Annotated in this window: 9 protein-coding genes and 1 pseudogene; 3 read left to right on the forward strand and 7 right to left on the reverse strand. The window is 73.0% G+C overall.

Annotated elements, in window-relative coordinates; genetic code table 11:
- Together F6X68_RS33625 and F6X68_RS22545 are read left to right on the forward strand one after the other, a co-directional pair.
- Positions 1 to 275: pseudogene (locus tag F6X68_RS33625) on the forward strand (right-handed parallel beta-helix repeat-containing protein); the annotation flags it as partial.
- A gap of 364 nt (positions 276 to 639) precedes the next feature.
- Positions 640 to 2,301 (forward strand): hypothetical protein, encoded by a 1,662-nt coding sequence (locus F6X68_RS22545; RefSeq protein ID WP_151456151.1) that lies wholly within the window; start codon positions 640 to 642, stop codon positions 2,299 to 2,301.
- 99 nt (positions 2,302 to 2,400) lie between these two features.
- On the opposite strand, the gene pulA is transcribed toward F6X68_RS22545, so the two are convergent.
- The 5 genes from pulA to F6X68_RS22570 all read right to left on the reverse strand — a co-directional run bounded on the left by pulA (position 2,401) and on the right by F6X68_RS22570 (position 10,593).
- Complete coding sequence (gene pulA, locus F6X68_RS22550) at positions 2,401 to 7,893, reverse strand: pullulanase-type alpha-1,6-glucosidase (protein WP_151456152.1); 5,493 nt, start codon at positions 7,891 to 7,893, stop codon at positions 2,401 to 2,403.
- A 136-nt stretch (positions 7,894 to 8,029) separates the two neighbouring features.
- Positions 8,030 to 8,518 carry a GNAT family N-acetyltransferase gene (locus F6X68_RS22555; protein WP_151456153.1) on the reverse strand — a complete coding sequence of 163 codons (489 nt, stop codon included), beginning with the start codon at positions 8,516 to 8,518 and terminating at the stop codon, positions 8,030 to 8,032.
- Positions 8,519 to 8,553: 35 nt separating this feature from the next.
- Positions 8,554 to 9,243: a cellulose binding domain-containing protein gene (locus F6X68_RS22560; RefSeq protein WP_151456154.1), complete on the reverse strand. Its 690-nt coding sequence runs from the start codon at positions 9,241 to 9,243 to the stop codon at positions 8,554 to 8,556.
- Positions 9,244 to 9,377: 134 nt separating this feature from the next.
- Entirely contained in the window at positions 9,378 to 9,767 is a 390-nt protein-coding gene (locus F6X68_RS22565) for a hypothetical protein (RefSeq protein WP_151456155.1), read from the reverse strand.
- A gap of 37 nt (positions 9,768 to 9,804) precedes the next feature.
- Entirely contained in the window at positions 9,805 to 10,593 is a 789-nt protein-coding gene (locus tag F6X68_RS22570; RefSeq protein ID WP_151456156.1) for a hypothetical protein, read from the reverse strand.
- Between the two features lie 19 nt (positions 10,594 to 10,612).
- Between F6X68_RS22570 and F6X68_RS22575 the strand changes: the two genes are divergently transcribed.
- On the forward strand, positions 10,613 to 10,795 hold the full coding sequence (locus F6X68_RS22575) for a hypothetical protein (protein WP_091630004.1): 183 nt from the start codon (positions 10,613 to 10,615) through the stop codon (positions 10,793 to 10,795).
- Positions 10,796 to 10,805: 10 nt separating this feature from the next.
- Here F6X68_RS22575 and F6X68_RS22580 read toward each other — a convergent pair whose 3' ends face one another.
- Together F6X68_RS22580 and F6X68_RS22585 are read right to left on the reverse strand one after the other, a co-directional pair.
- On the reverse strand, positions 10,806 to 12,476 hold the full coding sequence (locus tag F6X68_RS22580) for a right-handed parallel beta-helix repeat-containing protein (protein WP_151456157.1): 1,671 nt from the start codon (positions 12,474 to 12,476) through the stop codon (positions 10,806 to 10,808).
- Between the two features lie 74 nt (positions 12,477 to 12,550).
- Complete coding sequence (locus tag F6X68_RS22585) at positions 12,551 to 13,156, reverse strand: ArsC/Spx/MgsR family protein (protein WP_225852367.1); 606 nt, start codon at positions 13,154 to 13,156, stop codon at positions 12,551 to 12,553.
- Positions 13,157 to 13,635: the final 479 nt, after the last annotated feature.

The raw sequence follows: 13,635 nt of genomic DNA on the forward strand, positions 1-13,635 counted from the left end.
TGTACAACGACGGGGGCGACGTCACGCTGCGGGACAGCGAGGTGCTGGGCAACCAGGCGGTCGGCGAGTACGGGGTGGGCGGCGGCATCCTGAACGACTTCGGCCGGACGAGGCTGATCAGCACGAAGGTGGTCCACAACGTCGCCACCGCGCCGCCGGGTGGCATCTTCACCAACAACGACGGCGTCCTGATCGACCGGAAGTCCGCCGTGAAGGACAACCGGCCGACGAACTGCAAGGGCAGCACGGTCATCCCCGACCGCTGCTTCGCCTGAACATCCGAGAGCGACACCACATAGAGAGAGGGCTCCTCCACAAGCCGCCCCGGCGGCCGGAGGAGCCCTCTCACCTCCCGGCCCCTCGTGGCCGTTCTTCCGCCGAACGGGCCGTTCCGCGCCGAGAGCACCCGTTCTCCTGCGGACTCCCCTACCGACGTCGCTGCGGCGGATCGGCCGGCACGGACCGTCCGCACCGGCCAGGGGCACCCCGGACCTAATGCGGGCTTCTTTCGCATATGCCCGCGAGGCGAGGAAGATTCTCATATTGTCTAGTTCGGGAGCTACAACCGATTTGTAGCAGGGGACGCTCGCCTGTGGCGCTGCGACCCTGTCTGGTACGAGGAGAGGGCAGAGAGCTCCGATGTCCAACTACCTAACGAACAACGACTCCGAGCGGCCGGCGGCGCCCAAGCGTCGCCGCAAGCTCTGGCTCGCCAGTGGTGTGGCCGGGTTGACCGGCGTGGTCAGCCTCGCCGCGGTGGGCGTGGCCACCGGCGCCGGCGCGGTAGGTGCGGACGGCCTGAAGTGGGCCACCGCCCAGGTCAGCATGGACGGCGACCAGGACGCGGACCGCGAGAAGGAAGGCCGCGAGGGCGAGGAGGGCCGCGAAGGCGGAGAAGGCCGGGACCGGGACCACAAGGACCGGGACCACAAGGATCGCGGAAAGGAGGTGCCCTGCGACTCCGACAAGCTGATCCAGGCGATCGTGCACGCCAACGCCAACCACGGCGGCGTGTTCGAGCTGGCCAAGGACTGCACGTACACCTTGACCCGGCACGACTACTACGGCAACGGCCTGCCGGTGATCGAGCAGCCCATCACGCTCAAGGGCCACGACACCAAGATCGTGCGGGACGCCACCGCCGAGCAGTTCCGCATCTTCAACGTCGGCAGCGGCGGCCACCTCACCCTCAAGGGCCTGACCATCAAGAACGGCCAGACCCTCGAGCGGAAGCTGGCCGAGCCGGTCTCGGCGGAAACGGTGTGGTCGCGCTACTCGAACTCGGTCGAGGCCACCGAGGCGGCCAAGGCCGGCAAGCCGTACCTGCCGTTGCTCCAGGCCGAGCCGAAGGGTGCCGCGGCGGCGAAGGCTGCTGCGGCGAAGGCCGCGGCGGCCAAGGCCGGCGCCGCCGTGCTGGAGGAGCCGGAGGCCAACGACGGCGGCGGCATCCTGGTGCAGCCGGGCGGCTCCGCCGACATCGAGAAGAGCCACATCGTCGAGAACCAGGCCGGCGGCAGCGGCGGCGGCATCGCCAACTTCGGCAAGACCAGCCTGCGCCACACCACGGTCGCCGACAACACCGCCTTCTTCTTCGGCGGCGGCATCCTGAACGCCGGGGTGCTCAAGGTCGAGGAGTCCCACGTCAAGTACAACAAGGCCGGGATCGGCGGCGGCGGCATCGCCAACGGCGCCCCGGGCATCTTCCGCGACGACGTCGACGGCGGAACCGTCTGGATCGACAAGACCGACATCAGCAACAACCACACGATCGGCTTCGGCGGTGGCCTGCTCGACATCGAGGGCAACACCACCATCAAGTACTCCAGGATCCTCGACAACACCGCGCTGATCGCGGGCGGCGGCATCGCCGCGGCGGACGACAGCCAGCTGCACCTGCACAAGGTGACGATCGCCAAGAACACCACCGTCGGTGTCGGCGGCGGCCTGGCCCTGGCCTTCGGCGCCCACGTCACGGCGGAGAAGACCGAGGTCAAGGAGAACTTCGCCGCCTTCTTCGGCGGCGGCGTGTTCAACCTCGCCAGCGAGGTCACGTTCCGCGACAGCGAGATCGTCGGGAACCAGGCCGTCGGGCCGATCGGCATCGGCGGCGGCATCTTCAACGTCTTCGGCCGGGTCAACCTGCACGACACGAAGGTGGCGGACAACGTCTCCAGGTTCCGGCCGGGCGGGGTGTTCAACTTCGGCGGCGAGGTGAACGTGGACGACAAGTCCGCGATCAAGGGCAACAAGCCGACGAACTGCCTGGGCAGCCCTTCCCCCGTGGAGAACTGCTTCGGCTGATCGCCCTCGGCTGACGGGCGGCCTCTCCGGCCGCTCCGGACACCGAACAGGAACCGGCCCCCTTCCGCGTCGCGGAAGGGGGCCGGTCCACGTCGCGGGCTACTGCTGCACGAAGACCGCCACGCTGCGGGCCGGCACGGTGAACGTGCCGCTGGCCCGGTCGAAGGAGGCCGTCCGCAGCGACTCGTCCGCCGAGGCCCGCAGCACCGGGTGCAGCGCCACGTCCGCCCCGCGCAGCCCGGTCAGCCGCTGCCGCGCCGTCTCCGGCGTGGCGTTGAAGACCACCGTGACCGACTTCCACCGCCCGTCGAGGCCCCGACCGTCCAGCGTCATGGTGAGCACGCCGGGGGTCTCCCCCGCGCCGGAGAGCGGGAAGGCGACCCGCTTCTGCACCTGCTCCGCCGTGGTCAGCCCGAAGACCGGCGAGGAGGCCCGGACCCTCAGCAGCTCGGCGTAGCGGGCGTCGGCCAGGTCGATCGCCGCGCAGTCCGGCACCAGCGCCGGATCGGCCAGCAGCGGCTTGGCGTACGGCCACTTGTCCCGGTTGTCCTGCTCGGGCGGCAGGCCGGCGCCGAACCCGTTGCCCTGGGCGCAGTCCCAGCGGATCTGGTTGAACCAGTCCCCCGAGTTGTACGAGTTGCGGTCCAGCGACTTCGAGCGCAGCCGCTCGGTGCCCGTGGTGACGAACCCGGGCCCCTGGCCCATCACCACCGTGCCCAGCGCCAGCACCTGCATCCGGGCCCGGTCCGCCGCCGAGGTGTCCCGCGGCAGCTTGTACGCCAGCGCGTCGTACAGGATCTCGTTGTCGTGCGCGTCGACGTAGGTGACCGCCTCCCCCGGCGCGGCGGTGTAGCCGGCGGGCGAGCCGTTGTAGTCGACCTGCGCGCCGGTAACCTGCCGGCCCGACGAGTCGGTGAAGCGGTAGCCGCGCAGGTTGCCGGTGAGCCCCACCTTGATCAGGTCGTGCTGGCGCAGCAGCCGGGCCCGCTGCTCGGCCGTGGACCCGTTGACGTCGTCGCCGTTCGGGTCGGTGAAGAGGCCGGAGGCGAAGCCCTGCACCCGCGGGTTGGCGTCGAACGGCCCGCCGCCGCGTACGGCGTCGCGCAGCCGGTCGTTGAACGTGCCGATCCCGGTGCCTGCCATGTTGGCCTGGGTGGCCTGCGTGAACCGGGCGTCGTCGGCGACCTCGCCGAAGTTCCAGCCCTCGCCGTAGAGCAGGATCTTCTTCCCGTCCACGCCGTCGCGGCCGACGGTCAGCTCGTCGAGCGCCTTGCGTACGGCCAGGATGTTCGCCTTCGGGTGGTGGCCCATCAGGTCGAACCGGAAGCCGTCCACCTTGTACGCCCGGGCCCAGGTGACCAGCGAGTCCACGACGAGCTTGCCCATCATGGCGTGCTCGGGGGCGGTGTTGGCGCAGCAGGTCGAGTTGGCGACGGCGCCGTCGTCCAGCAGCCGGTGGTAGTAGCCGGGCACGATCTGGTCGAGTACCGACTTCGGGTCGGCGCCCGCCGCCGAGGTGTGGTTGTAGACGACGTCCATCACCACGCGCAGCCCGGCGCCGTTGACGCCGGCCACCATCCGCCGGAACTCGGTGGTGCGCTTCGCCCCGGCCGGGTCGACGGCGTAGCCGCCCTCCGGCACGGTGTAGTGCAGCGGGTCGTACCCCCAGTTGTAGCCGTCGGTGTCCGCGACCGCCGCGACGCACTTCTGCTGCTGCTCGGAGTCCGGCGGCAGCGCGGCCAGGTCGCAGGCCGGCTGCCGCTGGTCGGCCCGTCGCTCGGGGATAGTGGCGAAGTCGAACGCGGGCAGCAGGTGCAGGTGGGTCACCCCCGCGTCGCCGAGCGCCTTCAGGTGCTTCATGCCGGCGGTGCCCGGGTCGGTGAAGGCGAGGTACGTGCCCCGCTGCTCGGCCGGCACGGTGCCGTCGGCGATGGAGAAGTCCCGCACCGACAGCTCGGAGATCTGCACCCTGGTCGACGGCACCGCCGCCGGCTTGCGCAGCGACGCCCATCCGGCCGGCGCGAGCGACGGGTCGGAGAGGTCCACGATCTGGCTGTGCGTGGAGTCCGGCGCCAGCGCCAGCGAGTACGGGTCGGTCACGGCGGCGTCGACCATCTTCTGCGTCGCCGGCTGCCACGCCTGGACCTGGTACCGGTAGTAACGGCCGGTCCAGTCGCGGGCGCCACGCACGGACCAGACGCCGGTGCGGTCGTCGCGGCGCATCGCGACGGTCCGCGGCGTCGCGGTCGGCGAGTCGAAGAGCTGGAGCGAGACCGTGCGGGCGGTGGGCGCCCAGACGGCCAGCGTCGGCACCCCGCCGGCGAACGTGGGCCCGAGCCGCGCGTCGGTGGCCCGGGCGTAGACGTCGTCGAGCACGCCGGGGATCTGCACGCCGGTCGCGGCGAGCAGGGTGCCCGCCGCGTCCCGCTCGGTCACCAGGAGCTGCCCGCGCAGGGCCGCCGGGACCTTCGCCAGGTCCCGCCGGTCGAGCGTGAAGGCACCGTGCGCCCACAGGTGCGGGAAGTCCGCGCGCTGGGCCTCGGTGAGCCCGTTGCGCTGGGCGGTCAACGGCATCGTGCGGTACGTCCCGACCAGCTCGCCGTCGGCGACGGTGACCCCGCCGGCCGGGGCGGCGACCAGGGCGTACGTCCTGCCGTCGGTGGGCCCGGCCTGCCAGGCGACGGTCGAGCGGTCGATCCAGTGCGCCTTCTGCTTCGTGATGTCGACGTCCGGGCCGGCGGCGGACGCGGTGGACGGCAGCAGCCGGCCGGGCGTGCCGGCGAGCAGCCACACCTCGCGTCCGGCGTCGGCGAAGTCGAGCCGCTGGTCGGTCGGCAGGTCCTTCTCGTCGCCGCGGTGGATGATGTAGCTCAGCCCGGTGGCGTTGGCGGCCAGCGGCACCCGGAAGACTGCGCCGAAGGCGTCGATCCGGGCTGGGGCGAGCGGGGTGGCCCAGTCCGTGGGGTTGGCGGCGCCGTCCCACAGGTGCAGGCCCCAGCCGTCGTAGTTGCCGTCGGCGCGGCGGTAGTGGATGAGGGCGGTGCCGTCCTCGACCGGCGGGTCGGGTTCGCCGGTGGCGGCCTGCCGGCTCGGGTAGGTCGCCGGGTCGCCCTGCTTGACCCAGACCTCGCCGGCCTTCGTCACGTCGATCGTCCGATCCTGTTCCACGTCCTTCTTCCCGGACTTGTCGACCACCACGAAGCCGACCGACTTCGCGCCCGGCTTGAGCTTCACCCAGGCGAACCGGCCGTAGGAGTCCTCGCCGGCGAACGGCTGCCCCTTGGGCCACTCGGTCGCGTACGCCGGGTCGATGTCGCCCCAGGCGTACAGGCCCCAGTCGTCGTAGCCGCCGGCCGGGCGCTGGTAGTGCACCACGGCCCAGTCGCGGGAGGCGGACTGCGCCGGGGTGCCCACGGTCGCGGTGGACCGGGCGGTCGCGGTGCGGCCCCTCCCGTCGCGGACGACGGCCTTGTACTCGACCTTCGTGCCGCCGGCCAGCCCGGTCAGGTCGTGGTGCACGGTGTACGGGGCCGTCTCGGCGCTGCCGAGCAGCGTCCACCTGCCGCCGGCGACCCGGGCGGCGACGGTGACGGTGGCCAGCGGGTCGCCGGTGACCTGGGCGGTGACGGCGGCCTTCGTGGCGACGGGCGCGCCGGGCGCCGGGGCGGTGATCGTGATCTTCGGCGCGGCGTCGGGCGACGCGATCGGCGTGCCGGCGCGGTGCACCACGGCCGACAGCGGCGGCACGGTCAGCGTGAGCCTGCCGTCCGCGCCGGCGACCGGGGCGGCCGACGCGCCGTACACGCCGGTGAAGGTGGCGCCGGCCGACCACGTGTCCACGGTGACAGTCTGCGCGGTCGCGGCGTTGTTCACCGCGACGACGTACTCGGTGCGCTGCTTCGGGTCGATCCGGGAGAACGCGAAGACGCCGGGGCCGTCGGCGGCGTACCGGCCGACCTGCACGCCGTCGCGCAGCGCCGGGTGCGCCTGGCGCAACGCGCCCAGCTCCGCGATGGCCCGGTAGAGCGGGTGGGCGCGGTCGAACTGGTCGCTGGCGTGGGTGCGGTCGGTGCCGATCAGGTCGTCGTCGAGGTAGTCGGGGGTCTTCGAGGCGAACATGTCCTGCCGGGCGTCCTTGTCGCCGCCCGGCCCGGTGAAGCCCTGCTCGTCGCCGGAGTAGACGACCGGCTGGCCGCGGGTGAGGAACATCAGCTCGTGGGCGAGCCGGTCGCGGCGCAGGTGGGTGGCCGGGTCGGTGCCGCCGCCGGCGATGAACGAGCCGATCCGGCCCATGTCGTGGTTGCCGAGGAAGGTGGTCAGCCGGCGCGCGTCGGTGTCCCGGGCGCGGTAGAGGTCGTCGCGGGCGTACACGTCGGCGAGCGCCTTCGCGGAGCCGTCGCCGGCGGTGTAGCCGCGCGCCGCCTCCTGGAAGGCGAAGTCGAGGGTGGCCGGCAGGCCACCGCGCCGCACGTACGTCGAGGTGATCTCCGGGTCGGCGCTGTAGACCTCGCCGAACATGAAGAAGTCCTTCTTGCCGACGCGCGCGGCGGCGCGCTCGACGCCCTGGCTGAACTGCGGCCAGAAGTCGAGGTTGGCGTGCTTCACCGTGTCCAGCCGGAAGCCGTCGACGCCGGTGGAGGCGATCCAGTCGGAGTAGACCTTGGTCAGGCCGCGCACCACCTCGGGACGCTCGGTCCACAGGTCGTCGAGGCCGAAGAAGTCGCCGTACTCGCTGTTCTCCCCGGCGAAGGTGGAGTCGCCCCGGTTGTGGTACATGGTCGGGTCGTTCAGCCACGCCGGGACCTTGACCTTCGCGTCGGCCGGGGTCTCGAACGTCGGGGTGTACGGGAACGACGTGCTGTCCACCTTCGGGAAGCCCCGGCTGCCGTCGGCGTAGTTGCGGTCCTCGAAAGGACGCCCCTGCGCGTCGGTGTACGGGGAGGTGGCCTTGTCCACGTAGGTGCGCCGGTCCTCGGCGTACTGGATGACGTCGGCGGTGTGGTTGACGATGACGTCGAGATAGACCTTGATCCCCCGCCGGTGGGCGAGCCCCACCAGCCGCTTCAGGTCCTCGTTGGTGCCGAAGTGCGGGTCGACCTGGGTGAAGTCGGTGATCCAGTAGCCGTGGTATCCGGCAGAGGCATCGGCTCCGGAGCCCTGCACCGGGCGGTTCTTGAAGATGGGCGCGAGCCAGATGGCCGTGGTGCCGAGCCCCTCGATGTAGTCGAGCCGGTCCATGACGCCCTTGAGGTCGCCGCCGTGGTAGAAGCCCTTGTCCTTCGGGTCGAGGCCGGTGGAGAGGCGGCCCCCGGTGAGGCCCCCGGCGTCGTTGCGCCGGTCGCCGTTGGCGAACCGGTCCGGCAGGACGAAGTAGAACTGTTCGGCGCGGGCCTGGCGGCTGCCGGCGGCGAGCAGCGCCTCCGCCGAGGGTTCGGTGCGCCACTGCGCGGCGCCGGTGGTGACCAGCGGGCCGGTGTCGTCGGGGGCGTCGACGCCCATCTGGCGCACGGCCAGCGGGGTGCCGACGAGGGCGAGGGTGAGCAGGGAGACGAGGGCGAGCAGGGCCTTGCGCGGTATCGGCGGGGGTTTCATCGACGCCTTCCTCTGGTCGCTGGCTGGCCCGCACGCTAGCTCTTGCCGAAACGTTCTGCAATACCTTGCAAACAAAGTCGTAACACGACAGCCCGCTTGCAAGGACGACCCTCCGCGGCGACCCTGTGCCCGGGGATCAGTCGTCGGCGAGGACGGCGTACAGGTCCGAGTCGCGCCAGCCGTCGCGGATGAGGGCGGTGCCACGCATCCGGCCCTCGTACCGCATGCCGATCCTGCGCAGCACCGCCGCCGAGGCGAGGTTGCGCGGGTCGCACGTGGCGAAGATGCGGTGCCGCCCGTGCCGGTCGAAGCCCAGTCGCAACAGTTCCCGCGCCGTGGCCGTGGCGATGCCCTGCCCCCACCGCCGTGGATGGACCGCGTACGCGATCTCGCCGGTGCTCGGGCCGTGCAGCTTCAGCTCGGCGCTGCCCACGACCTCGCCGTCGACGAGCACCCCGAACACCAGCCGGTCCGGGGACGCAACCACGGCGGCCCGCACGTACGCCTGCGTCTGCTCGTGGGTGTTGGGCCCCCACGCCTGGTAGCGGCACGACTCGGGCAGGCGCGCCCAGTCGTGCACGGCGTCGGTGTCGTCGAGCGTGAGCGGGCGGAGGGTGAGCGCCATGGCGGCTCCCTGGGTGGCCGACGGCGTGGCGTCGATCAGAGGCGGCAGGAGACGCCGTCGACCGTGCAGCTCGTCGGGCGGCTCTGCGTGCCCTGGACGTAGAAGCGCAGCGTGACCGACGCGCCGCCGGGCAGGTCGCCGCCGCTGCGGTAGGTGAAGCCGTCGTCGATCCGCTGTGCCGTCCCCTGTGGCGCGCCCTCGATCCACGCGCTGCCCAGCCGCGCTCCCGGGAAGGTCAGCCGCGTCGTCCACTCCCGGCCGGCGGACGAGGTGTTGCCGACCAGCACCTCCCCGACGAACCCGTCCGCGTGCGACTCGACCACCCGGTACCGGCCGGTCAGCGGGGACACCGACGGTGGCGGCGCGACCAGCGCCGTCTCCTCGCTCCCGCTGGGGGTCGGCGACGGCGGGGCGCTGCTGCGGGCGGGCGTGGACCGTATCGGGGCGGGCCGGGTGGTGGAGCGGCCGGACTGCGTGGCCGTCGCCCGCGGCGAGCGCGTGACCGTCGGGCTGGCCGCCGACGGCTCCGGGTCGGCCAGGCCGACGGTCGGCAGCGGCGGGGCGGGCTGCGCGTCGAACGCGGGGCCGCGCCCCCGGTAGGCGCCGAGCGCGATGGCCAGCAGGACCACCATCACCGCGACGCCGACGGACACCACGATCCACGGCGAGGACGCGATGGCGGTCGTGCCGTAGGACTTGCTCGATGTTCGGCGCGTGCCGGACATGCTTCTCCTCCCGCGGTCCTCCGGGGCAGCGTAGCGGTCCGTGGCGACATGGTGCGACCGTGTGCGTGCGGCGCGTACGGCGCCGCGTGGGCGGGGCCGCCGCCGGCGGAGGGTGCCGCGGGTCCGGCCGGCGGTCAGGCGGTCCGCAGCACCGTGCAGATGAGCGGGCCGTCGTCGGTGGAGCGCAGCAGGTAGCGGTAGCGCTCGCCGGGGACCGCCCGGCCCCGGCTGTCCAGGAACTCCCACTCCACAGCGACCATGGTCAGCAGCGCCGACATCGGAAGCACGTCCTCGATGGTCGCGTGCGCCGCGACCAGCTCGCGCTCCTGGTAGTCGGGGGCCGCGCCCACGAAGGACAGTGCCACCGCCGCCGGCGAGGTGAACGAGAAGCTGTACGTGTCGGCCACCACCATCCCGGGCAGGGCGTAACAACCGGCGATGGCGGGCACGTCGCCGGTGGTCAGCGCCACGCCGTACCGGTCGAAGAAGTCGGTCAGCGTGTCCAGATCGGTGGGGGCTCTCACAGGGACAGCAATTGCCGGCCGGACGGCGGGCCAAACCTCAGCGCGGCGGGATGCGCACCTCGATCTCCGCCCCGAGCCGGGCGCCGCCCGCGAGACCGAGGTCGTCGCCGCTCCAGAACCGGCCCGGGTCGTACCAGTTGGGACGCCGCCCGGCGGGCAGCAGTCCCATCGCCTCGTAGGTCACCGCGACCACCTCCGCGCAGTAGGCCGTCTCCAGTGCACGGTCGCGCACGGCGATCCCGGCGCGGTCGGGCGCGGTCGCCCCGGTCGGGTTGGGCGCGGTCACCCCGCTGCGGTCGGGCGCGGTCGCCCCGGTGCGGTCGGGCGCGGTCGCCCCGGTCGGGTCGGGCGCTGGCGCGGCCTCGCGGCCCCCCGCCCGGCCGGGCAGCGCCGGCAGCCGCACCGCCGGGACCCGGCCCCGCAACCAGCGCCAGGCGAGCTGGGCGGTGGACGGGAACGGGGTGCCGTCCAGGCGCGCGACGGTGCGCAGCACCGCCTTCTCCATCTCCGCGTCCGCCGGCGGGTCGAGCTGGCGCAGCCAGGCCCGCTGGCCGTACCGGTTGGCCCAGACGCAGACCGCGTCGCGCAGGTCGTGCAGCTGCACGCCGCGCTGGTGGGTGCCCGTCCACATGTCCGGCAGCGACCTGCCCAGCTCGGCGTGCCACATCAGGGGCGGCATGTCGTCCAGCACGACCGCCATGCCGACGTGGTTGACCGGGCTGTTGGTGGTCAACTGGATGGCCCGGTCCGGCACGCTGCGGCCCCGGAACACCCACACGTCGCCGGTACGGGTCAGGTCCACGGCCTCGTCCAGGCTGATGCTCATGGGGGTCTACCCTAGGCCGATGCGGCAACGGATGCGGTGGTGGAAGGTCCTCGGGCTGGCCGGCCTGGCCGGCGTCGCGGCGTCGGGCGTGGTCATCGCCCGGGCGGAACGGCGGCGGCGGGCGTACACCCCGGAGGAGATCCGGGCCCGGCTGCGTGACCGGCACGCGGAGGCGACGGCCCCCGCCGACGACGCGCGCTGAGCCTCCGGCGTCAGTCCACCTCGTGGTGGTTGCGGTCCCAGCGCCCGCCGACCGGCGGGGTGTCGAGCCGCACCGCCCCGACGGCGTTTCCGGCGAGGTCGTTGTCCTCGATCCGGCAGGACACGCAGCTGCCCGCCGGGGTGATCCAGAGCCCGTAGCTCTGGGTCTGCTCGTCGCGGTGGTCCCAGATCCGGTTGCCGCGCACCGTGGCGGAGTCGAACGGCGCGTTGACGGTGATGCCGGCCCGGATCGGCGGGGCCGCCGGCAGTTCGTACGCCGTCCCGGGCGGCGGCGTGTCCTCGTTCCAGCCGGTGGGAGAATCCGCCCGCACCTCGGCGAGGGTGAGGTCGGTGTCGGTGTTGGACACCACGACCGCCATGCGTGACCCGGCCCGCACCACCTTGCCCCGGTGCCCGTCGTGCGGCCAGTGCGCCGACAGGTCGGTGACGGAGCGGTGGTGGTAGCGCACCGACTCGCCCGCGCCGGTGGCAGCCGGGGCGCAGCGGCGGCCGTTGTTGCGGATCCGGTTGTTCACCACGACGGCGTCGGTCATCGGCCGGTCGATCCGGATCGCGTCCAGGCCGTTGTCCCAGAACTCGTTGCCGTCGACGACCACGCCCGCCGCCGCGCCCTGGTAGCCGTGCCCCAGGTCGTGCTCGTGGTAGCCGTACTCGCCGTTGGCGCTGATCCGGTTCCCGCGCACGGTGTACGGGCCGGGCGTGTTGCCCATGCTGATCCCGTCGCGGACGTTGCGGTCCACGACGCAGTCGCTGATGATGCCGCCCCGACCGGACACGCCGGCCGTGCCGTTGCCGGAGACGTCGAAGCCCGCCTCCAGGTTGCCGGTCAGCGTGCAGGCGGAGACGATCAGGCCGTCGGCGCCCCAGTCGGAGATGCCGAAGCGGTTCGCCTGGCTGTGGCAGCCGATGATGCGATAGCCGCGCGGCGGCGTCCAGTAGTCCTTCTGAAGTTCGAGGAAGATCCCGTTGGTGCCGTTGCCGACGGCGGTGCAGTTGGCGATCGTGAGGCGCTCCACGTCGCCCCAACCGCCGATGCCGACGCCGATGCCCGCGCCGCCCATCTCCTCGCCGTTGTCCAGCCGGCCGCAACCGACCACGACCACGCCGTCGATCAGGCTGTCCTGGAGGAAGTCGCAGCCGAGCCCGGTGGCGCCGGTGTGGTGGATGTACAGGTTGCGGAAGACGCCACGCACCACGTACTGGAGGCCGAGCCCCTTGGCGAGATAGTTGTACTCGACCATCGCCACGCCGGAGCCGTCGATCTCGAAGTCCGCGAAGGTGCAGTCGGCGATGTGCCGGTCGCGGCTCGCGCCGTGCTGCACCGTGGTCCAGAAGGCCAACGGCGTGGGGTCCGCCCGGTTCCCCTCGTTGCTGAGCAGGAACCGCGTCGCCCCCGGGCCCGCGCCGATCAGCGACACCCCGCTGCGCCAGACCGTCCCGGCGTCCCGGATCGAGTAGATCCCCGGCGGGCAGTGGATGACCCGGGCCCGACCGTCGGCGGCGTAGCCCTCGCCGAGGCGGTCGACCAGGGCCGACAGCGCCGGCTGGTCGTTCGTCACGCCGTCGCCGCGCAGCCCGAACTCCCGCGCGTCGCACCAGAGGGGCGCGCCGGCGACGGGGGTGAGCCGCTTCGCGGCGGTGGACAGGCCCTGGTGCGGCATCCGACCCCTCCTCTGCGGCGTCCGGTCGTTCGCCCGCGAGCGGCGCATTCCCGCCGCACCCGCCCGGAAACGCGCTACCCGACCAGGTGCGGCGGATCCGCTGGCGCGATCGCCCCAGGGCCGGGCTCCGCCCCGCTGCCCGGCGTCGCGGCGCTGCCCGGCGTCGCGGCGCTGCCCGGCGTCACGCCGCCCGGCAGCGTCGCGGCACTGCCCGGCGTCGCGGCGCCCGGCAGCGTCGCGGCACTGCCCGGCGTCACGGCGCTGCCCGGCGTCACGAGGCCCGGCTGCGCGCCGGTGCCAGGCGTCGCGGCGGTGCGGCGCAGCGCCTCCGCCAGCGCCCCGGCGGTACGGCCCACGAGCGCGCTCCCGTCGTCGAGCAGCAGCAGGGGTCGCTGGATCAGCTCGGGGGCGGCCACCATCGCCTCGATCCAGCGCGGCTCGGCCGCCTCGTCCCTGGGCCAGTCGGCCATGCCGAGGGCCACCGCGGCAGGCTCCTGGGTACGGCAGACGTCCCAGGGGCGCGCGTCGAGCCGGCGCAGCACCTCGGCCAGCTCCGCCGCGCTCGGCGGCCGGTCCAGGTACGGGCGCAGCGCGTAGCCGACTCCAGCCTCGTCGAGCGCGGTACGGGCGGCGGCGCACTTCGAGCACGACGGGTTGTTCCAGATCTCCATGCCTGTCATCGTCGCAAGCGTCCCGCAGCGTCACGTACGAGCCCGCCCCGCTCCCGCGACCGTCCACGCACCGCCGCCCACGCGCTCAGCCGACGTGATCAGGACGGACATCGCCCCCGACCCCGGACGTCCGCCCCCGAGCCGGACGGTCATCCCGGGGTGACCTGTGCCTCGTATGCCGGGACCCCAACAAGCGCGAGCGCGAGGTGCGAGCGCGAGGTGATCAGGACGCCATGGACGTCATCCGGCCGCTTTAAGGTCCATGGCGTCCTGATCACGTGTTCGGGGGCAATGTCCGGTTCGGGGTCGGCGTCCGGCAGGGTGGCCGGTGGAGATCTTGGTAGAAGACGGCCCCTGTAGGGGCGGTTTCTTGCCAAGGTCTCCGGCAGGAGCCCGACGGACGGACGCGAGAGTAGGAACCGACGGGGTGTGGCCCGCCGTGCCCGGCGCAGGGATCAAGCCTGACCGCCCGGAGCCGGGCACGGCGG

Origin of the sequence: Micromonospora sp. AMSO12t, assembly GCF_008806585.1 — a bacterium.
Classification (GTDB): domain Bacteria; phylum Actinomycetota; class Actinomycetes; order Mycobacteriales; family Micromonosporaceae; genus Micromonospora; species Micromonospora reichwaldensis.